We start from the raw sequence: 25,929 nt of genomic DNA, 5'->3' as shown, positions 1-25,929 counted from the left end.
CTGACACGGCCGGTGCAGCACACAAGGAGAAACACCATGCCGAAGCCCGCCAAGGGTGCCCGTCTGGGCGGCAGCGCCGCGCACGAGCGTCTGCTTCTCGCGAACCTCGCGAAGTCGCTGTTCGAGCACGGCCGCATCACCACGACCGAGGCCAAGGCCCGCCGCCTGCGTCCGGTCGCCGAGCGTCTGATCACCAAGGCGAAGAAGGGCGACATCCACAACCGTCGCCTCGTTCTTCAGACGATCACGGACAAGAGCATCGTGCACACGCTCTTCACCGAGATCGCTCCTCGGTACGCCGAGCGCCCGGGTGGCTACACCCGTATCACCAAGGTGGGCAACCGCCGCGGTGACAACGCGCCGATGGCCGTGATCGAGCTGGTCGAGGGCGAGATCGCCAAGAAGGCGACCGTCGCCGAGGCCGAGGCCGCCGCCAAGCGCGCGGTCAAGGAAGACGCCCTCAAGAAGGAGGACGCGCCCGTCGAGGACGCGCCCGCCGAGGTCGTCGAGGACGCCAAGCCGGAGTCCAAGGACGCCTGATCGCCTCCTGGTGATCGGTGAACGGGCCCGTTCCCTTCGGGGAGCGGGCCCGTTCCGCGTGTCCGGGCCCGCTGACGGCGGCGCCGGGCACCGGGCACCGGGTGCCGGGCTGTGATCCCCGTGGTGCGGGGCTTTGAATTCGGGGCTTTGAGAGGATCTGAGACGTGAGCGATGAGGTGGAGCCCGGCTTTCTGCGGGTACGGCTGGATCTGTCGTACGACGGCAAGGAGTTCTCCGGGTGGGCCAAGCAGGCCGGCGGGCGGCGCACCGTCCAGGGTGAGATCGAGGACGCGCTCCGTACCGTGACGCGGTCCTCCCGTACGTATGAGCTGACCGTCGCCGGGCGGACCGACGCCGGGGTGCACGCGCGCGGGCAGGTGGCGCATGTGGATCTGCCGGTCGAGCTCTGGGCGGAGCACCGGGAGAAGCTGCTGAAGCGGCTCGCCGGGCGGCTCGACCGCGATGTGCGGATCTGGCGGGTGACGGAGGCTCCCGCCGGGTTCAACGCGCGGTTCTCGGCGATCTGGCGGCGGTACGCCTACCGGGTGACGGACGCGCCCGGCGGGGTCGACCCGCTGCTCCGCGGCCATGTGCTCTGGCACGACTGGCCGCTGGACGTCGAGGCGATGAACGAGGCGGCCGGGCGGCTGACCGGCGAGCACGACTTCGCCGCGTACTGCAAGAAGCGCGAGGGCGCCACGACCATCCGTACGCTCCAGCGGTTCTCCTGGGAGCGGGACGCGACCGGGATCGTCACCGCGACCGTGCGCGCCGACGCCTTCTGCCACAACATGGTGCGCTCGCTGGTCGGCGCGCTGCTGTTCGTGGGGGACGGGCACCGGCCGGTGGAGTGGCCCGCGCAGGTGCTGGCCGCGGGCGTACGGGACTCGGCCGTCCATGTGGTGCGACCGCACGGGCTCACCCTGGAGGAGGTCGGCTACCCCGCCGATGAGCTGCTGGCCGCCCGGAACCGGGAGGCCCGCAACAAGCGGTCGCTGCCCGGATCAGCCGGCGGGGTCGACGGCTGCTGCTGACGCCTGGACATTGCCCCGGCGGACGATCTGACGGAAGGTGAACTCCGCGATGTCGTCGCCCGCCCGGAACGCCGTCCTGTCGCCCGCGGTGACCGACTTCGCGGTGGTGTAGCCGGTGGCGGTGAAGTAGGCGTAGCGGCCGTAGGAGTTGGCGGTGAACCGGCACACCGGGCCGCCCTCGCAGAAGGCGGGCACGCCCGCGCCCTTCAGCGGGAGGATGCTGCCGTCCGTCTGCTGGAGCGCCTTCTTCGCCTCGGCCTCCCGGCCGAAGACGGCGACGCCGACCGTGACCGCGATGCCGTCCCTGGCGTAGGTGGCGCGGAAGACCTGGTCACAGCCGTTCCGCTGGAGGACCGGGCCGAGTCCGCTGCGGACCGCCGAGGCGCAGTCGCCGGTGCGGGAGGTCGCGCCCTTGGCATAGGCCCGGTCGGCCATCGTCAGCTTCTTCCCGGGAAAGAGGGAGTCGGCGGTGAGCGGGGCGGTGTCCTTCTTCTCGTCGGAGACGAAGTCCTTGGGGTCGGGCGGGGGCGGCGGGGCGACCGAGGCGAAGGACGGCTCGGGCTGGGACGCGCCGCTGGGCAGGGCCTCGGGGCCGGGCAGCTTCTCCGCGGTGTTCCCGGCGGACCGGGAGCCGCCGTCGCCGCTCGACGAGACGATCGCGGTGGCCACGATGCCCGCTATCGCGGCGGTCGCCAGCACCCCGCCGCCCAGCAGGAACAGGCGCTTGCGGCGGGTCTTGGCGGCGGAGGCGTCGGCGAGCGCGGCCCAGTCGGGGGTCCGGCCGGACGCCGGGTCCTGGGCCGGTCCGGAGCCGAAGGGATCGAAGGGGGCCTGGCCGCCCTGCTGGGGGTCGTAGGGCCGCCCACCCTGCTGGGGGTCGTAGGGGCCCTGGCCGCCCTGCTGAGGGTCGTAGGGAACCCGCTGCTGCCCGTCGGACCCCCACTGAGGTCCCCCGCCCTGACCGAAGCTCATGCCGCGCATCCTAAACCGGTTGGGTGACCAAGGCGTGGGGCGTCAGAATCGGTGTCATGGGACATCTTGAAGCGGCACATCTGGAGTACTACCTGCCCGATGGGCGGGTGCTGCTCGGCGACGCTTCGTTCCGGGTGGGCGATGGCGCCGTGGTCGCCCTGGTCGGGGCGAACGGCGCGGGCAAGACGACACTGCTGCGGATGATCGCGGGTGAGCTCGAGCCGCATGGCGGCTCGGTGTCGGTCAGCGGCGGGCTCGGAGTGATGAGCCAGTTCATCGGCTCGGTGCGGGACGAGCGGACCGTACGGGATCTGCTGGTGTCGCTGGCCCAGCCCAGGGTGCGCGAGGCGGCGCGGGCGGTGGACGAGGCCGAGCATCTGATCATGACGGTGGACGACGAGGCCGCGCAGATGCGGTACGCGCAGGCCCTGAGCGACTGGGCGGAGGCCCGGGGCTACGAGGCGGAGACCGTCTGGGACATGTGCACGATGGCCGCGCTGGGCGTTCCCTACGAGCGGGCGCAATTCCGCGAGCTGCGGACGCTCAGCGGCGGGGAGCAGAAGCGGCTGGCGCTGGAGGCGCTGCTGCGGGGGCCCGATGAGGTGCTGCTGCTGGACGAGCCGGACAACTATCTGGACGTTCCCGGCAAGCGCTGGCTGGAGGAGCGGCTGCGGGAGACCCGTAAGACGGTGCTCTTCGTCTCGCACGACCGGGAGCTGTTGGCCCGGTCGGCGGAGAAGATCGTCAGTGTGGAGCCGGGACCGGCCGGGTCGGACGTATGGGTGCACGGCGGCGGCTTCGACACCTACCACCAGGCGCGCAAGGAGCGGTTCGCGCGGTTCGAGGAGCTGAAGCGGCGCTGGGACGAGAAGCACGCACAGCTGAAGAAGCTGGTGCTCAGCCTCCGACAGGCGGCCTCGATCAGCCATGAGCTGGCGTCCCGGTACTCGGCGGCGCAGACGCGGCTGCGGAAGTTCGAGGACGCCGGTCCGCCGCCGGAGCCGCCGCGCGAGCAGGACATCCGGATGCGGCTGCGCGGCGGGCGTACCGGGGTGCGGGCGCTGACCTGCGAGAAGCTTGAGCTGACCGGGCTGATGAAGCCGTTCGATCTGGAGATCGACTACGGCGAGCGGGTCGCGGTCCTCGGGTCGAACGGGTCGGGGAAGTCGCACTTCCTGCGGCTGCTGGCGGGGGAGGCGACGGTGGCGCACACCGGGGCGTGGAAGCTGGGCGCGCGGGTGGTCCCCGGTCACTTCGCGCAGACGCACGCTCACCCGGAGCTGCTGGGGCGCACCCTGGTGGACATCCTCTGGACCGAGCACGCCAAGGACCGGGGCGGCGCGATGTCGGTGCTGCGCCGGTATGAGCTGGAGCGGCAGGGGGACCAGCCCTTCGACAAGCTGTCCGGCGGGCAGCAGGCGCGGTTCCAGATCCTGCTGCTGGAGCTGTCGGGGACGACCGCGCTGCTGCTGGACGAGCCGACGGACAACCTGGACCTGGAGTCGGCGGAGGCCCTTCAGGAGGGTCTGGAGGCGTACGAGGGGACGGTGCTGGCGGTGACGCACGACCGGTGGTTCGCTCGTACGTTCGATAGATATCTGGTCTTCGGGTCCGACGGGGTGGTACGGGAGACCAGTGGGCCGGTCTGGGACGAGCGGAGGGTGGAGCGGGCGCGCTGAGGGTGGAGAGCGGGCGCGCTGGGGGTGTGCGGGCGCGCTGGCGGTGGAGCGGGCGTGCTGGGGGTGTGGGCGCGCTGGGGGTGGAGCGGGCACACTTGAGGGTGGTGCGGGTGCGCTGAGGGGCTGACGACGCCCCTCGGCGGGGGCTCGCTCACCTGTCCTGAGGCCGCCCGCCGGGGTCGCGTTTTGACCCGTCCGGCGGTGCCCGGGTAAGCTGCTGCTTCGTTATGCGTATTGGCTTGCTCTATCTCACGTGAGGGGCCCTTACGCCGGTCCACCGGGCCGATGACCAGCGGCTGGCACTCGGGTTGCGTCCCCGACGTGCTGCCATGGCTGTCGTGATCGTCCGGGTGGCCTTGTCAGGACCCCGCTCTCCGTGCCCCCGGGCACAGAGAGTCCCATTCACTGAAGAAGCGAAGGCTACGACCGTGCGTACGTACAGCCCCAAGCCCGGCGATGTCACGCGCCAGTGGCACATCATCGACGCGCAGGACATCGTCCTGGGCCGTCTGGCGACAACGGCAGCGAACCTCCTCCGGGGCAAGCACAAGCCGATCTACGCCCCCCACATGGACATGGGCGACTTCGTCATCATCATCAACGCCGACAAGGTTCACCTGTCCGGCAACAAGAAGACCCAGAAGATGGCGTACCGCCACTCCGGCTACCCGGGTGGTCTGCGCTCCGTCCGTTACGACGAGCTGCTGGCCAAGAGCCCCGAGAAGGCCGTCGAGAAGGCCATCAAGGGCATGATCCCCAAGAACACCCTGGGCCGTCAGATGCTCTCGAAGCTGAAGGTCTACGCGGGCGAGAACCACCCGCACGCTGCTCAGCAGCCGGTCCCGTTCGAGATCACCCAGGTCGCGCAGTAGTTCCGGCCATCCCCTAAGACGAAAAGAATCTGAGGAACATCGTGGCCGAGACCACCGCTGAAATCCCCGTCGAGGGCGAAGAGACCTACGCTGAGGTCACCACCTTCGAGTCGGAGGTGCCCGTCGAGGGCGAGTACACCTCCGAGTCCCTCGCGTCCCGCTTCGGCGACCCGCAGCCGGCCGCCGGCCTGGGCCGTCGGAAGAACGCCATCGCCCGTGTCCGGATCGTCCCGGGCTCCGGCAAGTGGAAGATCAACGGTCGCACCCTTGAGGACTACTTCCCCAACAAGGTGCACCAGCAGGAAGTCAACGAGCCCTTCAAGGTGCTTGAGCTCGACGACCGCTACGACGTGATCGCCCGCATCTCGGGTGGCGGCGTCTCCGGCCAGGCCGGCGCCCTGCGCCTCGGTGTGGCCCGCGCGCTGAACGAGGCGGACGTGGACAACAACCGCGCCCCGCTGAAGAAGGCCGGCTTCCTGAGCCGCGACGACCGCGCCGTCGAGCGCAAGAAGGCCGGTCTGAAGAAGGCCCGCAAGGCCCCGCAGTACAGCAAGCGTTAATCGTTTGCTCGGTCTGCTCTGTACGTACGCCCCGGCAGCACTCCGTGCTGCCGGGGCGTACGTCTTTTGCCGACCGGGCCCGTTTGCCACAGCCCGGAGCGAGCTTTATCCCCACCTCGGGCGTAGAACGGGCATGACGCGTTCATAGGCTTGCGTTTTCGGAGCATCACGGACCAACCTCGGAGGACAGCTGTGGGACGACTCTTCGGCACGGACGGTGTGCGCGGTGTCGCCAACGCGGATCTGACGGCGGAGCTCGCGCTCGGCCTCTCGGTCGCGGCGGCGCATGTGCTCGCCGTCGCGGGAAGCGTTGAAGGGCACCGGCCGACCGCCGTGGTCGGACGTGATCCACGTGCGTCAGGAGAGTTCCTCGAAGCGGCCGTGGTCGCGGGCCTGGCGAGCGCCGGTGTGGACGTCCTGCGCGTCGGTGTGCTGCCCACCCCGGCGGTGGCGTATCTCACCGGTGCGCTCGGCGCCGACCTCGGAGTCATGCTCTCCGCCAGCCACAACGCCATGCCCGACAACGGCATCAAGTTCCTCGCACGCGGTGGGCACAAGCTCGCCGACGAGCTGGAGGAGCGGATCGAGGCCGTCTACGAGCAGCACCGCACCGGGGAGCCGTGGGACCGGCCCACCGGCGCGGGAGTCGGCCGGGTCACGGACTACGACGAAGGCTTCGAGAAGTACGTCGCGCATCTCGTCGGCGTACTGCCGAACCGGATCGACGGGCTGAAAATCGTTCTGGACGAGGCGCACGGAGCGGCCTCGAAGGTCTCCCCGGAGGCGTTCACCCGGGCCGGGGCCGAGGTCGTCACCATCGGGGCCGCCCCGGACGGACTCAACATCAACGCCGGCTGCGGCTCCACCCATCTGGAGCAGCTGAAGGCCGCGGTCGTGGCACACGGCGCGGACTTCGGCATCGCCCACGACGGGGACGCGGACCGCTGCCTGGCCGTCGACGGCTCGGGCGAGGAGGTCGACGGCGACCAGATCCTCGCGGTGCTGGCGCTCGCGCTGCGCGAGGCGGGGACGCTCCGCGGGAACACCGTGGTCGGCACCGTGATGTCCAACCTCGGCTTCAAGCTCGCCATGGAGCGGGAGGGCGTCGAGCTGGTGCAGACCGGGGTCGGCGACCGCTATGTCCTGGAGTCGATGAAGGAGCACGGGTACGCGCTCGGCGGCGAGCAGTCCGGGCACGTCATCGTGCTGGACCACGCCACCACGGGCGACGGCACCCTCACCGGTCTGCTGCTGGCGGCCCGGGTCGCGGCCACTGGCCGCTCGCTGGCGGAGCTCGCCGGGGTGATGGAGCGGCTGCCCCAGGTGCTGATCAACGTCCCGGACGTGGACAAGACCCGGGTGCACACCTCGAAGGACCTCGCGAGCGCCGTGACGGAGGCCGAACGCGAGCTCGGCGCGACCGGCCGCGTACTCCTCCGGCCCTCGGGCACGGAGCCGCTGGTACGGGTCATGGTGGAGGCTGCCGACATCGAGCAGGCCCGCGGGGTGGCGGAGCGGCTCGCGGACGCGGTGAAGTCGGCGCTGGGCTGAGGCTCCCGGGGCGGGGGTCCGGGGTCCGCTCCGGGCCGCTCCGGCGTGGGCTGGGCGCGGTGGGTCAAGGTCCGGGGTCCGCTCCGGGGTGGTGCCGGGACTCATGATTTACGGGCGCGTTTCCAGCCCTTGTTTGATGGCGGGCCTCCTTCGCGCCACAAATCACGTTTTACGTCCCGGCACCACCCCTGCGCGGCCCCCTCTCATGAGACCTCAACTGCCCCGCCCGGACCGTGTGCCGGGCCGTGCGGCACCCTCCCGGCCGGTCGTGGCAGTCGGTCCTCAGGCGGAGGCGCGCTTCGCGCGGTGCCGGGACCACAGGGTCTTCTGGACGATCAGAGTCAGGGTGCCCGCTAGCACGATCCCCAGAAGGTTCAGCAAGAGCTGCTCGGTGGAGCCCCACGCCTGGCGATACTCCTGGAAGGAGAAGGCGACGGCCGCGTTCGCCGCGGCGGGGACCGTGGTGACCGAGATCGCCACGCCCACCAGCGCGCCGGACTTCGCCGAGGTCAGCGAGAGCGTGCCCGCGATGCCCGCCAGGATCGCGACCACGAACGAGAACGCGTCCGGCTGGTAGATGAAGGCCGTATTGGGGCGCGGGGCGTCCAGACTCGCCGCGCTGAAGAGATCGAGCCAGGCCATGACATGGCTGAAGCCCACCGTGATCAGCATCGCGACGGCGAACCCCGTGATCAGCGCCAGGAACGAGCGCCACGCCAGCCGGGGAGCGCGCTGCACCAGCGCCGTGCTAAATCCGGCCAGCGGGCCGAACTCCGGGCCCACCGCCATCGCGCCCACGATCAGAATCGCGTTGTCCAGCACCACACCGCAGGCCGCGATCATCGTCGCCAGCGTCATAAAGGCGATATAGGTGACGGAGAGTGTCGACTCCTCATGGGTCGACCCCTCCAACTGCTCCCACAGAACCGCGTCCGCGGCCTCTCCCGGGGCCTCCTCCTCCGCCTTGTCCGCCCGTCTGGACAGGGAGAGATCGATGTTCTCGACGGCGATCGAGCCGCATTCGTCGATGCCCAGCTCCCGCAGGCCGCCGATCAGCTCGTCCCCCGCCTCCCGCGCCACATCGCACATCACCAGATCACCCCGCGGATTGCGGGCCGCTCCCGGCACGACCGCGACATGGGTCGTGCCGACGGTCTGTTCGACCAGCCGCACGACGTCGTCGGTCCGGTCGGCCGGGGTGATCAGTCGCAGATGCAGCACACGGTCCTCAGAGCTTGCGTAGTGACAGGCGCTGGACCTTGTGGTCAGGGCCCTTGCGGAGCACCAGAGTGGCACGGCCGCGGGTGGGGGCCACGTTCTCCAGCAGATTCGGCTTGTTGATCGTGCGCCACATCGTCCGCGCGTACTCCAGCGCCTCCGCCTCCGAGACCTGGGTGTACTTGCGAAAATACGAGAACGGATTCTGGAACGCCGTCTCACGCAGCTCGCGGAACCGGCTCAGATACCAGCGCTCGATATCCTCCGGACGGGCGTCCACATAGAGGGAGAAGTCGAAGTAGTCCGCCAGACCCATCCGGGTGCGGCCGTCCTTGCCCGGCTGCGCGGGCTGGAGGACATTCAGACCCTCCACGATCAGAATGTCCGGGCGGCGGACCGCGAGGCGCTCGCCTGGAACGATGTCGTAGATCAGATGCGAGTAGACCGGCGCGGTGACCTCGTCCTTGCCCGCCTTGATGTCGGCGACGAACCGGGTCAGGGCCCGGCGATCATAGGACTCGGGGAAGCCCTTCCGCGACATCAGCCCCCGGGACTGGAGCTCCTTCATCGGCAGCAGGAAGCCGTCCGTGGTGACCAGCTCGACCCGGGGGTGCTCCGGCCAGCGGGCCAGGAGGGCCTGGAGCAGCCGGGCCACGGTGGACTTGCCGACCGCGACCGAGCCGGCGACCCCGATGACGAACGGGGTGCCGCGCTGCGCTCCCTGGCCGCCGCCCGCGTCTCCGAGGAAGGTGTTCAGCGCGCCGCGCAGCTCGCCCGTGGCCTGCACATACAGATTGAGCAGCCGGGAGAGCGGCAGATACACGTCCCGGACCTCGTCCAGATCGATGACGTCGCCGAGCCCGCGCAGCCGCTCGACCTCCTCGGCGGTCAGGGGGAGCGGCGTCTTGTCGCGCAGCGCGCTCCACTCGGCGCGGCTCAGGTCGACATACGGGGTCGCCGCATGCTCGCCCCGGCGCTGGGCGGCGGACGGCGGGCCCGGGGGCGCTGCCTGCGGGGTTCCCGGCGAGGCGCTCTGTGTGCTCTGGGGTGGCGAAGAGATCACCTTCATATTGTCGGGGGTGTCGGCGGGTTACGGGCCGTGTGCTCGATCACGCGAGGTCGCCGCCATAGGCTGCCGGGATGGGCCGGGATGGGCCAGCCAAGTCAGTGACGGTGGAGTGAGCGAATGATCATTGGGGTGGGGATCGACGTCGCCGAGATCGACCGGTTCGCCGCGTCGCTGAGGCGTACGCCTCAGATGGCGGACCGGCTCTTTCTGGAGCGGGAGATGCTGCTGCCGAGCGGGGAGCGACGGGGCTATGCCTCGCTGGCGGCCCGGTTCGCCGCCAAGGAGGCGGTGGCCAAGGCGCTCGGCGCACCGGCCGGGCTGCACTGGACGGACGCCGAGGTGTACGTCGAGGAGAGCGGCCGGCCGAGGCTGCGGGTCCACGGCACGGTCGCCGCCCGGGCGGAGGCTCTGGGGGTGCGCTCCTGGCATATCTCCCTGAGCCATGACGCGGGGGTGGCCTCTGCGGTCGTGATCGCGGAGGGGTAGGGAGGGGGGGAGGGACACATTTCGGGAGTGATTTCGGGGGTGAGCTTGGGGGTCGCCTAGGGAGTGGCCTTGGGAGGGTGCCCTCGGGAGTGACCTTGGGGGTGGCTTCGGGAGTGGCCTGGGGGCCCTGGGAGTTCCTCGGGAGGATGCCCCCCGGAGCCACGGGCATGACTCGGCCCCCTCCCGGCCGATGAAGCGGGAGGGGGCCGAGCCGGTCTCTGTCCCGGCCTTCCGTTCTGGCCGGCTGGATCAGCCCGGCGGGGTCCGAAGGGCGGGACCCGGCGTCCGGATCCTGCGCCGCAGGATCAGGGCCGCCGCGCCCAAAGCGGTCAGGACTGCCGCGCCGATGGCGTACGGCAGCATCGTCGACCCGGTGGAGGCGAGCGCGCCCCCGGCCGTGCCGCCGTCGGAGACGCCCCCCGTACTCCCTCCCGCCGTACCGCCGCCGCCCGCGCTTCCGTCCGTCCCGCCACCCGTGGTCGTACCGCCCGTGGTCGTACCGCTTCCGGATGTACCGCCTCCGGCGGTGCTTCCCCCGGAGCCGCCCGGGTCCGGGTCGCCCGGTGAGGGTGACGGAGACGGTGTGGGCGGTGCGGTGACGGTCAGTTCCACCGCGTCGGAGCGGGTGCTGCCGACGGGGTTGGAGAACACCGCGCGGTACTGGTTCCCGTCGTGCTCCACATGGGCCGTGAAGGAGAACTCGGCCCCGAGGGACCCTCCGATCGGCTGCCACACCTTCCCGTCGTCGGTGCTGACCTCCCACGTCGCGCTCGCGGCCGGCGTGGCCTCGGCCGCGGCCGTGAACTCCGCCTTCTTTCCGGCCTCGACCGACACCGTCCTCGGCTGCGCGGTCATCCTGGGCGAGACCTGACGCTGCGTCTGGACGACCGTGCTCGTCCCCGCCGATACGGTGAACAGCGTGTGGTGCGTGTCGTCCAGCGTCAGGACGTTCGACCGTCTGCCGGTCTCCAGCACCTGGACGACCTTGTGTTCCGCCGGGTCCACGACGGCGACCGTGCCGGCCGTGGTCTGGGCCGCGTAGAGCGTGCCGGTGCCGGAGTCGTACGCCAGCGCCTTCGGGTTGCCGCCGACGGACACCGAACCGACGATCTTGTTGGCCTCCAGATCGACGATGGAGACCGAGTTGGCGGCGAGGTTGGCGACATAACCGGTGCCGGTCTCGGAATCGACGGCCACGCCCTGGCTGCCCAGTGCGGTGGCGCCGATGCTGAGCGTGCTCGCGAGTTTCCCGGTGGCGCCGTCGATCGCGTCGAGGGTGTTGCTGATCGTGTTCGGGCCGGCCGGGTTAGGGGTGCTGCCGACGTGGACGGCGTACCCGATGTGCCTCTTGGTGTCCACGGCGAGTCCGTACGCGGGGAAGGCGATCGGGGCCGGCTCGCCCACCGCCTTCCACTTCTTGGTGTCGTAGACGGTCACCGTGGGTCTGTCCCGGTCCTTGTTGGCGACGTAGAGCCGGTCGGCGGCCGGGTCGGCGGCCAGCAGGCCGACGCCGAGCTTCGCCGTGGGCGTCCGGTTGTCGAGGAGTCTCCCGGTGGTGGTGTCGTAGGCCGCGACCCGGTCGTCGAGACCGAGGAACAGGGTGCTGGAGTCGGCGTCCAGCGCCAGCGTCCCGGCGACCCCGGGCAGCTCGACGGGTTCGCCGACCATCGCTCCGGTCACGGTGTCGTACGTCGTCAGCTGGGGCTTGGTGCCCTTGACACTGCTGACGTAGAGACGCCGGGCCGCCGGATCGACCTTGGCGTCCTGGAGGCCCGCGTCGGGCAGCGAGATCTTGCGTACCTCCGTGTGGCGCACGGTGCCGGGCGGTGCCTCCGGGCTGGTCGGAGTCCCGCTGCCGAAGGTGATCGGGACGATGACGTCCTGGTCGCGGTCGCCGGCGTCGGTGTGGTCGGCGCGGGTGACGACGGCGCACGCCTGCTGGGTGCAGTCGGCGCTGCTGTCCTTGATCTTCACGGTCAGATCGAAGGAGAAGCTGCCCTTGCCGTCCTTCACGGTGAAGGGTTTGACCAGGTCCTTGGCGTAGTCCGGCGGGTTGTTGGAGATCCAGACCGCGGATCCCGAAGCGCCGGAGAAGTCGATGCCGCCCAGACAGGGGCTCGGCGCCTGGCCGGCCTTCTGGATCACGCAGACGGCGAGGTAGACACCCTGCTTGGGGTCGTAGCCCGAGCCGGTCGCCGTGATGCGCTGACCGGCCGGGTCGATGTCCTTGGTCGCGGAGACGGTCAGCTTCTGGCCGGTGGGGCCGGTGGCCTCGCCGGGATCGGCCGCCCGCGCCGGGCTCGTGACGGTCAGTCCCGCCACGAGCAGCAGCGCGGCGGCCACGACCCGTCGTCCTCGTAGGGGTCTTGTGAAGCGCGGAGACATGATTAGGAGAAGGTCACCGGAACGTAGACATCGTACTTGCGGTCGTTGCTGTCGAAGTGGTCGGCGCGGGTGACGATGGCACAGGTGACGCCGGACTGGCCGCAGGTGACGCTGGCGTTGATCTTCGCCTTGACGTGGATGTTCACATTGAAGCCGCCGGTGCCGCCCGCGCCGGAGGTGTAGGGAGAGGCGTTGTTCGGGGACATCCAGTGCCACTCGTTGTTGATCCAGTGCGAGGCGCCGGTGGAGCCGGTCTCGTCCTGGCCGCCCAGACACGGGGTGGGCTTGCTGTTCCAGGTGGACTGGTTATTGACGTCGACGCCCGCGGGCACCGCGCACAGGCCCACATAGATGCCCTGCGCCTGGTTGAAGCCGCTGCCGGTGACGTTCACATTGGCGCCGGACGCCGGGGCCGTGGACGGCGCCGTCACCGAGAGGGTGTAGGAACCGCCGTCGCTGATGGTGCGGTTGACGGTGGCCGCGGACGCGGAGGAGGCGAGGCCCAGGGTGAGGGCGGCTGCTCCGAGTACGGCGACGGTGGCGCGGGAAGCGGTACGGGCGGCAGAGCGCATGGAAAGTACACCTTTCGGAGTGCGACACGCGAATGAGCGGGTCACTTAGGTAAGGCAAACCTAAGTTCACCTTGAGGGTTCGTCAACCCTCCGGGAAGTCCCGGGCCGTCCGGCGGGGGCTGTGGTCAACTTCTCGCCCGACCCGTGGAATTGAGCCACCCGTGGCACGTCGGTACGCCCCGGGGGCGCGGCGGTGAGCGCTGGGGCAGACTCGGGGGCATGCGTACCGCTTACCGTGTGGAGACCGTCAGAACCGCCGAGGAAGAGCTGATGGCGCAGCTCCCGGAGGGCGCGCTGATGCAGCGGGCCGCCGCCGGGCTCGCCGCCGCCTGCGCCGGGCTGCTGGGCCGGGTGTACGGGGCCCGGGTCGTCCTGCTCATCGGCAGCGGGGCCAACGGCGGTGACGCGCTCTACGCGGGCGCGCGGCTCGCCCGCCGCGGCGCGGGCGTGAGCGCCGTACTCCTCGCCCCGGACCGCACCCACCCCGGCGGGCTCGCCGCCCTCACCGGCGCGGGCGGACGGATCGCCGACGACCCCTTCGAGGTGCTGGCCTCGGCCGATCTGGTCCTCGACGGCATCACCGGCATCGGCGGCAGCGGCGGGCTGCGGCCCGACGCCGTCCCCGTCGCCCGCGCTGCGCGCGGCTCCAACGCCGTCGTCGTCGCCGTCGATCTGCCGAGCGGGGTGGAGGCCGACAGCGGCGAGGTGCGCGGCGAGGCGCTGCGCGCGGACGCGACGATCGCCTTCGGCGCGTACAAGCCGGGGCTGCTGATCGACCCGGCGCGGGAGTACGCGGGGACCGTACGGCTGGTGGACATCGGCCTCGAACCGCACCTTCCCTCCGTGCCGGAGATCGCGGCGCTCCAGCACGAGGACGTGGCGCTGCTGCTGCCCGAACCGGTCGGCGAGAGCGACAAGTACCGGCGCGGGGTCGTCGGCATCGCCGCCGGGTCGGCGCGCTACCCGGGCGCGGCGGTGCTGGCGGTCGCGGGCGCGCTGCGCGGGGGCGCGGGGGCGGTGCGGTACGTCGGCCACGCGGGCGAGGCCGTGATCGCCCGCTTCCCCGAGGCCCTCGTCCACGCGGGGCCGCCCGCGAAGGCCGGCCGGGTGCAGGCGTGGGTCGTCGGGCCCGGGCTCGGGGACGAGACGGGCGCGGTGGCGGAGATCCTCGCCTCCGACGTACCGGTGCTGGTGGACGCGGACGGGCTGCGCCCGCTGGACGCCTCGGCCGTCCGGCGGCGGAGCGCGCCGACCCTGCTGACCCCGCATGCGGGGGAGGCGGCGGCGCTGCTCGGGGTGGACCGTGCGGAGGTCGAGGCGGCGCGGCTGGCGTCGGTGCGGGAGCTGGCCTCGCGCTATGGGGCGACCGTGCTGCTCAAGGGCTCGACCACACTCGTCGCCGCGCCGGATGGGGCTCTCCCGGTCCGGGCGAACCCGATGGGCACCCCCTGGCTGGCCACGGCCGGCAGCGGCGATGTCCTCGCGGGCCTGACGGGCTCCCTGCTCGCCGCGGGGCTGGGCGCCTATGACGCGGGCTCGGTCGCCGCCTACCTCCACGGCCTGGCGGCCCGGCACGCGTCGGCGAAGGGTGTTCCGATCACGTCGTACGAGGTGGGGGAGGCCCTGCCGGGGGCGTGGCGGGATGTGCAGGATGCGAGAGATGTGAGAGATGTGCGGGAGGGGTAGGGCGTACGGGATGTACGGGATGTACGGGATGTACGGGGCGGCTGAGCGGGCTGCGGGCCCACTCGGTTCAGGTCGGCTGGGCCGGACCGCTGTTTGAGTCGGTCGGCCGGGCCGGACCGCTGTTTGAGTCGGTCGGACGGGAGGTGAGGGGTCTCGGTCGGTGGTCGCCCGGGGCCCTGGCCGGTGGTCGCCGGAGGTACGGGCCCAGGCGGGTGGTCGTCCAGGGCCGGGGGCGTCGGGGTGGGTCGTGATCAAGGGCACACGGGCGGGCCGGGGGAAACCGGGACCTGCCGCCCGGGAGGTGTCGTACCCCTCTGAGAGACTGGGCGCGATGACACAGACACCGCCGCCCATCCGAGTCCGTGCCGAGATCGACCTCGCCGCGCTGCGCGCCAATGTGCGCTCGCTCCGTGCCCGCGCGCCCCGTGCAGCCCTCATGGCCGTCGTGAAGTCGGACGGGTACGGGCATGGCGCGCTGCCCTGCGCGCGGGCGGCCCTGGAGGCCGGAGCGACCTGGATCGGGACCGCCACCCCGCAGGAAGCCCTCGCCCTCCGTGCCGCCGGGATCCAGGGACGGATCATGTGCTGGCTGTGGACCCCGGGCGACCCCTGGCGTGAGGGCGTCGAAGCCGATCTCGACATGTCCGTGAGCGCCCTGTGGGCGCTCACCGAGGTCACCGCCGCCGCCCGCGCGGCCGGGCGGCCCGCCCGTATCCAGCTCAAAGCCGACACCGGCCTCGGGCGCAACGGCTGCCAGCCCGCCGACTGGCCCGAGCTGGTCGCCGCCGCGCTCGCCGCCGAGGCCGAGGGCGTCGTCAAGGTCACCGGCCTCTGGTCGCACTTCGCCTGCGCCGACGAGCCCGGCCACCCCTCCATCGCCCACCAGCTCACCGCGTTCCGCGAGATGGTCGCCTACGCCGAGAAGGAGGGCGTCGACCCCGAGGTCCGCCATCTGGCCAACTCCCCGGCCGCCCTCACCCTCCCCGAGGCCCACTTCGACCTGGTGCGGACCGGTGTCGCGATGTACGGCGTGTCGCCCAGCCCCGAGCTGGGCACCAGCGAGGAGCTCGGGCTGCGGCCCGTCATGACGCTCGCCGCGTCCGTAGCCCTGGTCAAGCGCGTCCCCGCGGGCCATGGCGTCAGCTATGGCCACCACTACATCACCGAGGACGAGACCACCCTCGCCCTCATCCCCGTCGGCTACGGGGACGGCATCCCCCGCCATGCCTCCGGCCGGGGCCCCGTCCTGGTGGGCGGTCGCCGGTACAGCGCCGCGGGCCGGATCGCCATGGACCAGTTCATCGTCGACCTCGGCGGGCAGAAGATCGACGAGGGTGCCGAGGCCCTGCTCTTCGGACCGGGCACCCGGGGCGAGCCGACCGCCGAGGACTGGGCGCAGGCCGCCGACACCATCGCGTACGAGATCGTCACCCGCATCGGCAAGCGGGTCCCCCGCGTCTATCTGGACGGCTGAGGTCTTCCGTTCGGATCTGAACGACAGCCCCCGGGGGCCCGGCGACGAGGCGAGACGAGGAGAGCGGCACGGTGAGCGAGACCAGCACGGGTGACGCCGTGGCGATCGCGGCGAGTGCCGCGGCCGTCGCCGGGCCGGGCACATGGCGCAGGGCGGGCATCGCCGGGGCCGCGATAGGCGTGATCGCCGCGGGCGCCGCCGCCGGCGTCGCCATCGAGCGGCTCACGGTCAGCCGCGGTGTCCGCAAGAAGGCCCGGCTCGCGCTCGACGCCTCGGGGCCCTACGGCTCGCTGCGCGGCACCCCCGGCCAGGCGCTCGCCGACGACGGCACCCGGCTCTACTACGAGTCCGACGACCTCGACCCGGAAGCGGGCGCTCCGCGCCGTCGCAGGCTCTTCGGCCGTAAGGCCCCCGCCCCCGTCACCGTCGTCTTCAGCCATGGCTACTGCCTCAGCCAGGACGCCTGGCACTTCCAGCGCTCCGCCCTGCGCGGGCTGGTGCGCACCGTCCACTGGGATCAGCGCAGCCACGGCCGTTCCGCCCGCGGAGCCGCCCAGTTGGGGCCGGACCGGACGCCCGTCTCCATCGATCAGCTGGGCCGCGATCTGAAGGCCGTCATCGACGCGGCGGCCCCCGAGGGCCCGCTGGTGCTGGTCGGGCACTCCATGGGCGGGATGACGATCATGGCGCTGGCCGAACACTTCCCCGAGCTGGTACGGGACCGGGTCGTCGGCGTCGCCTTCGTCGGCACCTCCAGCGGAAAGCTCGGCGAGGTCCACTACGGTCTGCCGGTCGCCGGGGTCAACGCGGTGCGCCGGGTGCTGCCCGGTGTGCTCAGGGCCCTCGGCTCCCGGGCCGAGCTGGTGGAGCGTGGCCGCCATGCCACCGCCGATCTGTTCGCCGGCCTGATCAAGCGGTACTCGTTCTCCTCCAAGGACGTGGACCCCGCCGTCGCCCGGTTCGCCGAGCGGATGATCGAGAGCACCCCCATCGACGTGGTCGCGGAGTTCTACCCCGCCTTCGACGAGCACGACAAGGCCGCCGCCCTCGCCGTCTTCCGTGAGATGCCGGTGCTGGTCCTCGCGGGGGACCGGGACCTGGTCACCCCCAGCGCCCACAGCGAGGCGATCGCCGATCTGCTGCCCGCCGCCGAACTGGTCATCGTGCCGGACGCCGGGCATCTGGTGATGCTGGAGCACCCGGAGGCGGTCACCGACCGGCTGGCGGACCTGCTCGCCCGCGTCGGGGCGATGCCCGCAGCCGCTAACGTTGGCCCGTATGGAAGCACCGCACAGCCCGGCCGCTGAGACCTCCGCCGCTCAGCTCGCCGTCGACTCCGCCGAAGAGATGCGGGACCTGGGACGCAGGCTCGCGAAACTGCTGCGCCCCGGCGATCTGGTGATGCTCACCGGTGAGCTGGGCGCGGGCAAGACCACCCTGACCCGGGGCCTCGGAGAGGGCCTCGGAGTGCGTGGCGCGGTCACTTCGCCCACCTTCGTCATTGCCCGGGTCCACCCCTCGCTGACGGGCGGCCCCGCCCTGGTCCATGTGGACGCCTACCGGCTCGGCGGCGGTCTGGACGAGATGGAGGATCTCGATCTCGACGTCTCGCTGCCGGATTCGGTGGTGGTCGTGGAGTGGGGTGACGGCAAGGTCGAGGACCTCTCGGACGGCCGGCTGCATGTGGTGATCCACCGGGTCGTCGGCGACACCGACGACGAGCGGCGCACGGTCACCCTCACCGGCTTCGGCGCGCGCTGGGCGGACGTGGATCTCACCGCCGTCGTCTGAGCGGCCGGAGAGATCTCAGTAGCCGGAGAATCTCAGGAGAAATCTCAGTAGCCGGACAGCTCTCGGCAGCCGGAGAAAAGCGGGCGGAACGGGCGATCGGGCGGGCGATCCGGGCGTACGCTCCCGCCCGTCGGACACGCGGGCCCGCGCCTCTGGATATTCCGACAGATTGTCGGGAAAATGTTGCGCGGGCCGTGCCGTGCGTGGTCACATGGTACGCGAGAACAAGTTAGGTCTACCTAACAAAGCCTGCCCCCGCGAGCCAGGAGGCAACCATGCCGGCGTCCGAGCGCGAGTCCCAGTCACGGCGGCCGGCCGAGCCGCCGAAGCCATCGGCCCCGGCCGTCGCCCGGGCCGCGCACATCGCACAGCTCTCTGGAATCCAGGGAGTCCCGGGAATCCCCGAGGGCCCGGCGGCGTCAACAAGCCCGGCGCCTTCGGTGTTCTCGATGAGGGATCTGCTGGCGTCCTGCGCGGCGGCCACCGCGGTCTCCACCCCGCCGCGCCCGGACCTGCCGCAGCGCTCGTCCACCGTCACGGAGGGCAGGGCGGGGCGCGACGCCGCCTGAGTCCGAGTCCGGGAGTCCGAGTCCGGGAGTCCGAGTCCGAGAGTCTGGGTCTGAGTTCAGGGCGGGGCGGGACGGGACGCCCTTCGGACGGGTCGGGACCGCCCTCGGGTCAGGACGGGACGCGGTACCCCGTGTCGCGATACCCCCGATCGGGTGGCATTCGACCCCGCCGTCCGCCCCCGTACGAGTAGCCCGCGCCCCCGCCTCCGTACCGCTACGGAACCACGACCACCTTGGTCCCGATGGTCGCGAACCGCCACATCGAGTCACCGTCCGACCGGAGCATCCGCACTCCGCCGGTCCGCTTCTCCGGGTCCGGAGCGGACATCGACCCGTTCACCGCGGCGCTGAACCCGATCGTCACCTTGTCGACCGACGCGAACCGCACCACATGCTCGATCGCGGCCCCGTCCGACCCCGACACCTGCCCCGACCGCGAGGTCACCGCGTAGGAGCCGGGCTTGGGATGCACGGTCGACGGCATCACCTGGAAGGTCCGGCTGACCCTCTTCTTCCCGGTCACCAGCCATACGCGCCGCTCCCCGAGCGCATAGACGACCCGGGTGCCGGTACTCGTGCGCGCGGGCAGCGCCAGCGGGTCCTTCGGCTTCTGCTCCACGCTCGGCACCGTGGGGGCCGCGCTCGGCGACCGGGCCTTGCCGAGCGTGCCGGCGGGTGCGCTCGCGGACGCCTGATAGGCGAGAAAACCGACGACGGCCAGCGCGGTCGCCGCCAGTCCGGCCACCAGTCCCGAACTGCTCCGTGCCACCGTCTACCACCTTTCGTAGTCTTTTGAATGTTTATGTCCTTGGCTGACCGTAGCAGCAGGGGCACGCTCCGAAGGGACGCCGCAGCCGCCCGCGCGAGAGCCGTAGGCTGTTCGCGTGCTCTTGCTCGCCGTAGATACCGCCACGCCCGCCGTCACCGCCGCCCTCCACGACGGCGTCTCCGTCGTCGCCGAGACCAGCAGTGTGGACGCCCGCCGCCACGGCGAACTGCTGCTGCCCGCCGTCGACCGGGTGCTCGCCGAAGCCGGGGTGAAGCTCGACGCGGTCACCGCCGTGGTGACCGGCGTCGGCCCCGGCCCGTACACCGGACTGCGGGTCGGCCTGGTGACGGCGGCGACCTTCGGCTCGGCGCTGGGCGTGCCGGTGTACGGGCTGTGCACGCTCGACGGCCTCGCCTACGCCTCCGGTCTCGACGAACCCTTCACGGTGGCGACCGACGCCCGCCGCAAAGAGGTCTACTGGGCCCGTTACACCTCCTCGCGCGAGCGTGTGGGCGAGCCCGCCGTCGACCGGCCCGCCGATATCGCCGAGCGGGTCGCGGGGCTGCCGGCCGTCGGCGCGGGCGCGCTGCTCTACCCCGAGACCTTCACCGACGCCCGCGCCCCCGAGTACGTCTCGGCCGCGGCCCTGGCGTCGCTGGCCGCCGAGAAGCTGGCCGCCGACCCCTCGGGGAGCGGCTTCCTGCCGCCGCTGCCGCTCTATCTGCGCAGGCCCGACGCCCAGGTGCCGAAGAACTACAAGGTGGTCACCCCGCAGTGAGCGCCGCGCCGGACCCCGTACTGCGTGAGATGCGCTGGTGGGACCTCGGGCCCGTGCTCGAACTGGAACACGCCCTCTTCCCCGAGGACGCCTGGTCGGCCGGGATGTTCTGGTCCGAGCTCGCCCATGCGCGAGGACCGCGCGCCACCCGGCGCTATGTCGTCGCCGAGACGGACGGGAAGATCGTCGGATACGCCGGACTCGCGGCGGCGGGCGGCCTCGGCGACGTCCAGACCATCGCCGTCGCCCGCGAGCAGCAGGGCACCGGGCTCGGCGCCCGGCTGCTCACCGATCTGCTGCGGCACGCCACCGCCTTCGAGTGCGACGAGGTCCTCCTCGAAGTGCGCGTGGACAACATCAGGGCCCAGAAGCTTTACGAGCGCTTCGGCTTCGAGCCCATCGGATTCCGCCGCGGCTACTACCAGCCCGGCAACATCGACGCGCTCGTCATGCGGCTCCATGTGCAAGGGAATGTCTACTGATGGCTGACGAACCGCTGGTACTCGGTATCGAGACCTCCTGCGACGAGACCGGAGTCGGGGTCGTACGCGGTACGACACTGCTCGCCGACGCCGTCGCCTCCAGCGTGGACGCCCACGCGCGCTTCGGCGGGGTGGTCCCCGAGATCGCCTCGCGGGCGCATCTGGAAGCGATGGTCCCCACCATCGAGCGCGCGCTGAAAGAGGCCGGGGTCTCGGCCCGCGACCTCGACGGCATCGCCGTCACCGCCGGGCCGGGGCTCGCGGGTGCGCTGCTGGTGGGCGTGTCGGCGGCGAAGGCGTACGCGTACGCCCTGGGCAAGCCGCTGTACGGGGTGAACCATCTCGCCTCGCACATCTGCGTCGACCAGCTGGAGCACGGCAAGCTGCCCGAGCCCACGATGGCGCTGCTGGTCTCCGGCGGCCACTCCTCCCTGCTGCTCGCACCGGACATCACCAGCGATGTACGTCCGCTGGGCGCGACCATCGACGACGCGGCGGGCGAGGCGTTCGACAAGATCGCCCGGGTGCTCGATCTGGGCTTCCCCGGCGGTCCGGTGATCGACCGGCTGGCGAGGGAGGGCGATCCGACGGCCATCGCGTTCCCGCGCGGACTGACCGGCTCGCGCGATCCCGCGTACGACTTCTCCTTCTCCGGGCTCAAGACCTCGGTCGCCCGCTGGATCGAGGCGAAGCGGGCGGCGGGCGAGGAGGTGCCGGTACGGGATGTGGCGGCGTCCTTCCAGGAAGCGGTGGTCGACGTGCTGACCCGGAAGGCGGTACGGGCCTGTGTGGACGAGGGCGTCGACCATCTGATGATCGGCGGCGGAGTGGCGGCCAACTCACGGCTCAGGGCGCTCGCCGAGGAGCGCTGTACACGGGCGGGCATCCGGCTGCGGGTGCCCCGGCCGGGGCTGTGCACGGACAACGGCGCGATGGTGGCGGCGCTCGGCGCGGAGATGGTGGCGCGCAACCGGCCCGCGTCGGATCTCGACCTGTCGGCGGACTCCTCGCTGCCGGTGACCGACCCCCATGTGCCCGGGGCGCACGGCCACCACCACGACCACGACCACAGTCACGATCATGTGCACGAGATCAGCAAGGACAACCTCTACTCATGACGGACGGGACGGTCGTCGCTCTGATGTGGGAGGCCCGGGCGGTACGCGGCCGGGGCACGGAGCTGCTGGAGTGGGCCCGCTCCCAGCAGCTGGCCCGGGAGCCGCTGCGCCGGGAGTCCTTCCGGGCCGGACAGGACCGGGTGCTGGTGATCACCTGGTGGCGGGCGGCGGACGCGGGGGAGGCCGCGGGCGCCGGGCTGCCGGAGCTGCCCGAGCCCGCGGCGGATCTGATCACCCGGCCGGTGCACCGCTGGCGTTTCGAGTCGCTGGGCGTCGACTGACGGGCTGCCGTCCTCCGCCATCCGCTTCGGCCGCCTGCCGTCTGCCGTCTGCCGTCACCCATGTCGGCCGTCTGCCGTCAGTCCTCGGTCGTCACCTGGGTCCGCCGTCAGCCGGGTCCGCTTTCGACGCCACCGCCCCGGCGGTGGTCAGCTCACAGCGGCCGTCGTCTGTGCAGGAGCGCCGCAACCGCCCCATCGAGACCGTCTGCACCAGCCCGATCGTCCAGCACATCGGACACCCGCGCAGGGCCAGCAGCCCCACCGGCGCCAGCAGCAGACTGATCGGCCCGGCCACCGGAAGAAGCAGCACCGAACCGGCCAGCGCGCCGAATCCCGCCGCGCCGCGCACCAGATGGCGGGGGAGCGAGCTGCTCGCGAAAGCCGGGCCGTCAGCCATGACCGCCTCCCTCGGTTGCGTCCGGCAGCTCCCGCAGCGCCTGGCGGACCGTCAGCCGGGCGCGGTGCAGCCGTGACTTCATCGCGGCGGTGCCGATGCCGAGCGTGTCGGCGACCATGCGCCCGCTGTGACCCTGGATGTCCCGCATGATCAGTACGCGCCGCTGGTCGGCGGGGAGCGCGACGATCGCCGCCGCCACCCGGCTCGCCTCCAGACGCTCCAGCACCTCGCCCTCGACCGACGGCACCACGGCGTCCGGGACCGGGCCCTGATGGCGGGTGGTCAGCCGGGCCCGCCGCAGACACTCGTTCCGTACGATCCGGAACATCCAGGACGCGAGCGCGCCGGAGGCCCGCAGCATCCCGATCTTCCGGTACAGGATGATCAGCGCTTCCTGGGCGGCGTCCTCCGCGTCCTCGGGCGAGGCGCACAGGGAGTGCGCGAACCGCCGTACATGCGGATGCGAACCGGACACCAGAGCGGTCGCCGCCTCGGTGTCCCCCCGCTGGGCCGCGTCGATCAGCAGCTCGCCGGGCCAGGTCGGGTCAGCCACGGGAGCGCCCCCTCCGGCGCAGCACGAGAACGACGGCGCAGCCGCAGACGAGCACAGCCGCGGCGATGACGACACCTATGGTCATGACAGCCTCCGTTTCGGGTGTGCCGACACTGTCGTCGGCACGGTGATGAGAGGCGCGGCGGGCGCGAAAGGATTCAGCGGGATCTTTGCGGGGAGGGGGATGGGGTGGTTTGTTCGGCTATGCCGGGCGATGCCCCGGCTGTCGGCGCTCAGGCCCGTCGGTCCGGAGCATCGATTTCGCCAGTCCCGCCAGTCCCGCCAGTCCCGCCAGTCCCGCCAGTCCTGTCAGGCCCCTCGGCCCCGTCAGTCCCTTCGGCCCGGTCCGGGGCGGCGGCCCCGTGCGCCCTGCTCAGCAGTCCGTCGACGATCGCCGACAGCTGCTCCGTCACGTCGTACTCCTGGAGCTCGTCCCACCGCGGGGCCAGCGCCGTCAGATGCGGCAGCTCGGCCCTGTCGTCCTCGGTGAGCATCGCGGGAAAGTACCGTCTGCGCTCCGGCTCCTCCCTGCGGCGGGCCATCGCGGCCCGGAAGACCAGATCCCCGTAGACGAAGTGCCAGATGGTCCGGTACGCGTGCACCGCCTGCGCGGGGCTCAGTCCGCACGCCATCGCGCTGTCGAGGATCTCCTCGGCCATCCACAGCGCCTGCTTGTCGGTGAGATCGCCGAGCGCCAGCACCTTCAGCACCCATGGCATCCGCCCGAGCACCCCGTGCATATGCGCGCTGACCGCGATCAGCCGGGCGCGCGGATCCACCGGCAGTTCGGGGCGCGGAATGGCCGCCGAGACGCCCGCGAGGGTGAGCAGCAGGAGCTCGTCCTTGTCCCGGACGTAGTGGTAGAGCGCCATCGGCGTGCTGCCGACCTCCTTGGCGATCCGCCGCATGGAGACGGCGTCCACGCCCTCCTCCTCGATGACGCGGCGCGCGGTGGCGACGATCGTCTCGGGGTCCAGCCTGCGCGGACGCCCGGCGCTTCGCTTCTTCTTCACTCCCTCAGCCACCCGTGCATTGTCCCGTGTTCTATTTCTATACGCGTATAGTAATCTGCCGCGACGGGGACCGAGGGGATTGGCCGGCGAAGGGGTAAACGATGAAGGACCAAGGGGGGAACGCGCGTTGGGTGCTCGCGGCGGCGCTCACCGTGCAGTTCCTGGTGGCGCTCGACGTGTCCGTGGTCAATGTGGCGCTGCCCGATATGCGCGACGACCTCGGCTTCACCCCCGACGGGCTCCAATGGGTGGTGGGGGCGTACGCGCTCACCTTCGGCGGACTGCTGATGCTCGGCGGGCGGCTCGGCGACATCGTGGGCGGACGCCGCCTCCTCGCCGCCGGACTCGCGCTCTTCGGACTGGCGAGCCTGGCCGGCGGTCTCGTCCAGTCGCCCGGCGCGCTGATCGCCGCCCGCGCGGCACAGGGAGTCGGCGCGGCGGCCCTGGCGCCCGTCGCCTTCACCCTGATCACCGTCACCTACGCGGCGGGCCCCGCGCGATCCAGGGCGCTCGGGATGTGGGGCATGGCGGGCGCGGCGGGCGGCGCCCTCGGGGTGCTCGCGGGCGGAGTGCTCACCGACGGCGCCGGCTGGCGGGCGGTGATGCTGGTCAATGTGCCCATCGTGCTCTTCGCCCTCGTCGCGACCGCCCGCGCCGCGCTGCCCGCCGCCCGGGACCGGGGCCCGGCGCCGCGCCTGGACGCCGCCGGAGCCCTGCTGGTCACCGCCGGGATGTCGCTCCTGGTCCTCGGGGTCGTACGGACGGAGAGCGAGTCCTGGGGGTCCCCGGCGACCGTGCTGACGCTCGGCGGGGCCGCCGCGCTGCTCGCCGCCTTCGTCGCCGTAGAGTCCCGCACCCGGCAGCCGCTGCTGAGACCCGGACTGCTCGGCATCCGTCCCGTGCTGGGCGCGAACGTCTTCTCACTGCTGCTCAGCTCCGCCCAGTTCGCCGCCTTCTACTTCTGCTCGCTCTATATGCAGCAGGTGCTCGGCTACGGGGCGTCGGCGACCGGCGTGGCGTTTCTGCCCTTCTGTGCCGGCGTGGTGGCAGGCTCCCTGATCGCCGCCAGGGCGGTCGCCGCCGTGGGCATCCGCGTCCTGCTGACGGCGGGCGGGCTGCTCGGGGCCGTGGGTCTGGCCGGGTTCGCCTTCACCGCGACCCCGGACGGGAGCTTCGCGTACTCCATCCTCTGGCCGTCCCTGCTCTGTAGCGTCGGCATCGGCATGAGCTTCGTGCCGCTCGGCACGGCGGCCACCGCCGATGTCGTCCCCGGCGAGGCGGGCATGGCCTCCGGGCTGCTCAACAGCTCCCGCCAGATCGGCGGCTCGCTGGGGCTGGCGGTCCTGGTGACGGTCGCCGGGTCGGTCACCGCCTCCGCCGCCGGGCCGGGCACGGCCGCGCTCGCGCAGGGGTACCAGGCGGCGTACTGGGTCTGCGCGGGACTGCTCACCCTGGGGTCCCTGCTGGCGTTCGCGCTGCTCCCCGGGGCGGCCCGGACCACTCCGGCGGGCGGCCCGGAGGCCGCTCCGAAAAAAACCCGGAAGAATTTCCGGAAGAATTCCGGGGGAGATGTCGATCCGGCCGTCTCCCGTTCGACGCAGGAGTGAGAGGCGGGGAACGGCCCCGCCGCCACGGCCTGAGGAGTCACCATGCCGCGCTTTCTGACGATGATCCACGTCGATGAGCAGAACGCCCCCACCGACGACCCCGGCCCCGAGTTCGGGGAGCGCATGGGCGCGCTGCTGGAGGAGATCACCAAGGCCGGGGTGATGCTGGACACGGCCGGGCTCACCCCGACCTCCGAGGGCACCCGGGTCACCTGGTCCGGCGGCAGGCTCGGTTATGTGGACGGGCCCTTCACCGAGTCCAAGGAGGTCATCGGCGGCTACTCCCTCATCCAGGCCAAGGACAAGGCCGAGGCGCTGGAGTGGGCCAGGCGGTTTCTGGAGATCCACCCGGCTCACTGGACGGTGACCGCCGAGGTCCGCCAGATCGCGGAACACTGATCCAAGCGCTGAGTCAAGCGCCGGCTCGGGGGCGGGTCGGACCCGGTTCGGCGGGACCTGGTTCCGAGAGCCGC

Annotated in this window: 27 protein-coding genes; 18 read left to right on the top strand and 9 right to left on the bottom strand. The window is 71.7% G+C overall.

Going from position 1 to position 25,929, the window contains the following annotated elements; translation table 11 throughout:
- Positions 1 to 36: 36 nt before the first annotated feature.
- Entirely contained in the window at positions 37 to 540 is a 504-nt protein-coding gene (gene rplQ, locus FF041_RS28405) for a 50S ribosomal protein L17 (RefSeq protein WP_153486737.1), read from the top strand.
- A 164-nt stretch (positions 541 to 704) separates the two neighbouring features.
- Positions 705 to 1,574, top strand: coding sequence for a tRNA pseudouridine(38-40) synthase TruA (gene truA / locus FF041_RS28400; RefSeq protein WP_323392966.1), 870 nt, complete (start codon positions 705 to 707; stop codon positions 1,572 to 1,574).
- Here the strand turns inward: truA and FF041_RS28395 are convergent.
- Positions 1,545 to 2,546 carry a hypothetical protein gene (locus FF041_RS28395; protein ID WP_153525479.1) on the bottom strand — a complete coding sequence of 334 codons (1,002 nt, stop codon included), beginning with the start codon at positions 2,544 to 2,546 and terminating at the stop codon, positions 1,545 to 1,547. The two genes, truA and FF041_RS28395, sit on opposite strands and share 30 nt — an antisense overlap.
- 56 nt (positions 2,547 to 2,602) lie before the next feature.
- Between FF041_RS28395 and FF041_RS28390 the strand changes: the two genes are divergently transcribed.
- From FF041_RS28390 to glmM, 4 genes are all read left to right on the top strand, one after another.
- Positions 2,603 to 4,225: an ABC-F family ATP-binding cassette domain-containing protein gene (locus FF041_RS28390; protein ID WP_153525478.1), complete on the top strand. Its 1,623-nt coding sequence runs from the start codon at positions 2,603 to 2,605 to the stop codon at positions 4,223 to 4,225.
- A 428-nt stretch (positions 4,226 to 4,653) separates the two neighbouring features.
- Positions 4,654 to 5,097, top strand: a complete 444-nt coding sequence (gene rplM, locus FF041_RS28385) for a 50S ribosomal protein L13 (protein ID WP_006347209.1) — start codon at positions 4,654 to 4,656, stop codon at positions 5,095 to 5,097.
- A gap of 41 nt (positions 5,098 to 5,138) precedes the next feature.
- Complete coding sequence (gene rpsI / locus FF041_RS28380; protein WP_323372341.1) at positions 5,139 to 5,657, top strand: 30S ribosomal protein S9; 519 nt, start codon at positions 5,139 to 5,141, stop codon at positions 5,655 to 5,657.
- Between the two features lie 192 nt (positions 5,658 to 5,849).
- Positions 5,850 to 7,208, top strand: a complete 1,359-nt coding sequence (gene glmM / locus FF041_RS28375) for a phosphoglucosamine mutase (protein WP_323392964.1) — start codon at positions 5,850 to 5,852, stop codon at positions 7,206 to 7,208.
- 282 nt (positions 7,209 to 7,490) lie between these two features.
- Here glmM and FF041_RS28370 read toward each other — a convergent pair whose 3' ends face one another.
- Entirely contained in the window at positions 7,491 to 8,429 is a 939-nt protein-coding gene (locus FF041_RS28370) for a DUF389 domain-containing protein (RefSeq protein WP_323392962.1), read from the bottom strand.
- A gap of 7 nt (positions 8,430 to 8,436) precedes the next feature.
- A complete protein-coding gene (gene coaA / locus FF041_RS28365; protein WP_407698204.1) occupies positions 8,437 to 9,489 on the bottom strand; it encodes a type I pantothenate kinase in 1,053 nt (350 codons plus the stop codon).
- A gap of 123 nt (positions 9,490 to 9,612) precedes the next feature.
- On the opposite strand from coaA, the gene FF041_RS28360 reads away from it, so the two are divergent.
- The gene (locus FF041_RS28360) at positions 9,613 to 9,981 is read left to right on the top strand and encodes a holo-ACP synthase (RefSeq protein WP_153525476.1); all 369 of its coding nucleotides are present in this window, start codon (positions 9,613 to 9,615) and stop codon (positions 9,979 to 9,981) included.
- Between the two features lie 249 nt (positions 9,982 to 10,230).
- On the opposite strand, the gene FF041_RS28355 is transcribed toward FF041_RS28360, so the two are convergent.
- Together FF041_RS28355 and FF041_RS28350 are read right to left on the bottom strand one after the other, a co-directional pair.
- Entirely contained in the window at positions 10,231 to 12,324 is a 2,094-nt protein-coding gene (locus tag FF041_RS28355; RefSeq protein ID WP_323392960.1) for a YncE family protein, read from the bottom strand.
- Positions 12,325 to 12,368: 44 nt separating this feature from the next.
- Positions 12,369 to 12,938, bottom strand: coding sequence for a hypothetical protein (locus FF041_RS28350; RefSeq protein WP_153484391.1), 570 nt, complete (start codon positions 12,936 to 12,938; stop codon positions 12,369 to 12,371).
- A 219-nt stretch (positions 12,939 to 13,157) separates the two neighbouring features.
- On the opposite strand from FF041_RS28350, the gene FF041_RS28345 reads away from it, so the two are divergent.
- The 5 genes from FF041_RS28345 (at position 13,158) to FF041_RS28325 (ending at position 18,458) form a co-directional block, all read left to right on the top strand.
- Positions 13,158 to 14,624, top strand: a complete 1,467-nt coding sequence (locus FF041_RS28345; RefSeq protein ID WP_153525474.1) for an NAD(P)H-hydrate dehydratase — start codon at positions 13,158 to 13,160, stop codon at positions 14,622 to 14,624.
- Between the two features lie 331 nt (positions 14,625 to 14,955).
- Positions 14,956 to 16,098 (top strand): alanine racemase, encoded by a 1,143-nt coding sequence (gene alr / locus FF041_RS28340; protein ID WP_153525473.1) that lies wholly within the window; start codon positions 14,956 to 14,958, stop codon positions 16,096 to 16,098.
- Positions 16,099 to 16,169: 71 nt separating this feature from the next.
- Positions 16,170 to 17,405: an alpha/beta fold hydrolase gene (locus FF041_RS28335; protein WP_323392957.1), complete on the top strand. Its 1,236-nt coding sequence runs from the start codon at positions 16,170 to 16,172 to the stop codon at positions 17,403 to 17,405.
- Positions 17,377 to 17,889 (top strand): tRNA (adenosine(37)-N6)-threonylcarbamoyltransferase complex ATPase subunit type 1 TsaE, encoded by a 513-nt coding sequence (gene tsaE, locus FF041_RS28330; RefSeq protein WP_153525472.1) that lies wholly within the window; start codon positions 17,377 to 17,379, stop codon positions 17,887 to 17,889. The genes FF041_RS28335 and tsaE overlap by 29 nt, the downstream gene beginning before the upstream one ends.
- Before the next feature lie 275 nt (positions 17,890 to 18,164).
- Positions 18,165 to 18,458, top strand: a complete 294-nt coding sequence (locus FF041_RS28325; RefSeq protein ID WP_153525471.1) for a hypothetical protein — start codon at positions 18,165 to 18,167, stop codon at positions 18,456 to 18,458.
- 214 nt (positions 18,459 to 18,672) lie between these two features.
- Here FF041_RS28325 and FF041_RS28320 read toward each other — a convergent pair whose 3' ends face one another.
- Positions 18,673 to 19,227 (bottom strand): hypothetical protein, encoded by a 555-nt coding sequence (locus tag FF041_RS28320; protein WP_323392955.1) that lies wholly within the window; start codon positions 19,225 to 19,227, stop codon positions 18,673 to 18,675.
- Positions 19,228 to 19,342: 115 nt separating this feature from the next.
- Here FF041_RS28320 and tsaB point away from each other — a divergent pair, with 115 nt between their 5' ends.
- The 4 genes from tsaB to FF041_RS28300 are packed head-to-tail and all read left to right on the top strand — an operon-like array spanning position 19,343 to position 21,886.
- Positions 19,343 to 20,005 (top strand): tRNA (adenosine(37)-N6)-threonylcarbamoyltransferase complex dimerization subunit type 1 TsaB, encoded by a 663-nt coding sequence (gene tsaB / locus FF041_RS28315; RefSeq protein WP_323392953.1) that lies wholly within the window; start codon positions 19,343 to 19,345, stop codon positions 20,003 to 20,005.
- Between the two features lie 29 nt (positions 20,006 to 20,034).
- Complete coding sequence (gene rimI / locus FF041_RS28310) at positions 20,035 to 20,487, top strand: ribosomal protein S18-alanine N-acetyltransferase (RefSeq protein WP_153484400.1); 453 nt, start codon at positions 20,035 to 20,037, stop codon at positions 20,485 to 20,487.
- Positions 20,487 to 21,605: a tRNA (adenosine(37)-N6)-threonylcarbamoyltransferase complex transferase subunit TsaD gene (tsaD, locus tag FF041_RS28305; protein ID WP_153525470.1), complete on the top strand. Its 1,119-nt coding sequence runs from the start codon at positions 20,487 to 20,489 to the stop codon at positions 21,603 to 21,605. The genes rimI and tsaD overlap by 1 nt, the downstream gene beginning before the upstream one ends.
- A complete protein-coding gene (locus tag FF041_RS28300; RefSeq protein ID WP_153525469.1) occupies positions 21,602 to 21,886 on the top strand; it encodes a hypothetical protein in 285 nt (94 codons plus the stop codon). Before tsaD ends, FF041_RS28300 begins: the two co-directional genes overlap by 4 nt.
- Positions 21,887 to 21,977: 91 nt before the next feature.
- Here the strand turns inward: FF041_RS28300 and FF041_RS28295 are convergent, their stop codons facing one another.
- The 3 genes from FF041_RS28295 to FF041_RS28285 form a co-directional block, all read right to left on the bottom strand.
- Positions 21,978 to 22,283, bottom strand: a complete 306-nt coding sequence (locus FF041_RS28295; RefSeq protein WP_153525468.1) for a hypothetical protein — start codon at positions 22,281 to 22,283, stop codon at positions 21,978 to 21,980.
- On the bottom strand, positions 22,276 to 22,836 hold the full coding sequence (locus FF041_RS28290; RefSeq protein WP_323392950.1) for an RNA polymerase sigma factor: 561 nt from the start codon (positions 22,834 to 22,836) through the stop codon (positions 22,276 to 22,278). The genes FF041_RS28295 and FF041_RS28290 overlap by 8 nt, the downstream gene beginning before the upstream one ends.
- Positions 22,837 to 23,069: 233 nt before the next feature.
- Positions 23,070 to 23,861, bottom strand: a complete 792-nt coding sequence (locus FF041_RS28285; protein ID WP_323392948.1) for a TetR/AcrR family transcriptional regulator — start codon at positions 23,859 to 23,861, stop codon at positions 23,070 to 23,072.
- Between the two features lie 89 nt (positions 23,862 to 23,950).
- Between FF041_RS28285 and FF041_RS28280 the strand changes: the two genes are divergently transcribed.
- A complete protein-coding gene (locus tag FF041_RS28280) occupies positions 23,951 to 25,456 on the top strand; it encodes an MFS transporter (protein WP_153525467.1) in 1,506 nt (501 codons plus the stop codon).
- Between the two features lie 42 nt (positions 25,457 to 25,498).
- The gene (locus tag FF041_RS28275; RefSeq protein ID WP_153525466.1) at positions 25,499 to 25,855 is read left to right on the top strand and encodes a YciI family protein; all 357 of its coding nucleotides are present in this window, start codon (positions 25,499 to 25,501) and stop codon (positions 25,853 to 25,855) included.
- Positions 25,856 to 25,929 lie beyond the last annotated feature (74 nt).

It is taken from the genome of Streptomyces jumonjinensis, assembly GCF_009600885.1.
GTDB classification, from domain to species: Bacteria; Actinomycetota; Actinomycetes; order Streptomycetales; family Streptomycetaceae; genus Streptomyces; species Streptomyces jumonjinensis.
This window is presented reverse-complemented; position numbering and strand designations above follow the sequence as displayed.

Excerpts from the sequence above, each read along its gene's own strand:
- rplQ (WP_153486737.1), top strand. The coding sequence starts at position 37 with ATGCCGAAGCCCGCCAAGGGTGCCCGTCTGGGCGGCAGCGCCGCGCAC.
- FF041_RS28395 (WP_153525479.1), bottom strand. The coding sequence starts at position 2,546 with ATGAGCTTCGGTCAGGGCGGGGGACCTCAGTGGGGGTCCGACGGGCAG.
- FF041_RS28390 (WP_153525478.1), top strand. The coding sequence starts at position 2,603 with ATGGGACATCTTGAAGCGGCACATCTGGAGTACTACCTGCCCGATGGG.
- FF041_RS28360 (WP_153525476.1), top strand. The coding sequence starts at position 9,613 with ATGATCATTGGGGTGGGGATCGACGTCGCCGAGATCGACCGGTTCGCC.
- FF041_RS28350 (WP_153484391.1), bottom strand. The coding sequence starts at position 12,938 with ATGCGCTCTGCCGCCCGTACCGCTTCCCGCGCCACCGTCGCCGTACTC.
- FF041_RS28345 (WP_153525474.1), top strand. The coding sequence starts at position 13,158 with ATGCGTACCGCTTACCGTGTGGAGACCGTCAGAACCGCCGAGGAAGAG.
- alr (WP_153525473.1), top strand. The coding sequence starts at position 14,956 with ATGACACAGACACCGCCGCCCATCCGAGTCCGTGCCGAGATCGACCTC.
- tsaE (WP_153525472.1), top strand. The coding sequence starts at position 17,377 with ATGGAAGCACCGCACAGCCCGGCCGCTGAGACCTCCGCCGCTCAGCTC.
- FF041_RS28325 (WP_153525471.1), top strand. The coding sequence starts at position 18,165 with ATGCCGGCGTCCGAGCGCGAGTCCCAGTCACGGCGGCCGGCCGAGCCG.
- rimI (WP_153484400.1), top strand. The coding sequence starts at position 20,035 with ATGCGCTGGTGGGACCTCGGGCCCGTGCTCGAACTGGAACACGCCCTC.
- tsaD (WP_153525470.1), top strand. The coding sequence starts at position 20,487 with ATGGCTGACGAACCGCTGGTACTCGGTATCGAGACCTCCTGCGACGAG.
- FF041_RS28300 (WP_153525469.1), top strand. The coding sequence starts at position 21,602 with ATGACGGACGGGACGGTCGTCGCTCTGATGTGGGAGGCCCGGGCGGTA.
- FF041_RS28295 (WP_153525468.1), bottom strand. The coding sequence starts at position 22,283 with ATGGCTGACGGCCCGGCTTTCGCGAGCAGCTCGCTCCCCCGCCATCTG.
- FF041_RS28280 (WP_153525467.1), top strand. The coding sequence starts at position 23,951 with ATGAAGGACCAAGGGGGGAACGCGCGTTGGGTGCTCGCGGCGGCGCTC.
- FF041_RS28275 (WP_153525466.1), top strand. The coding sequence starts at position 25,499 with ATGCCGCGCTTTCTGACGATGATCCACGTCGATGAGCAGAACGCCCCC.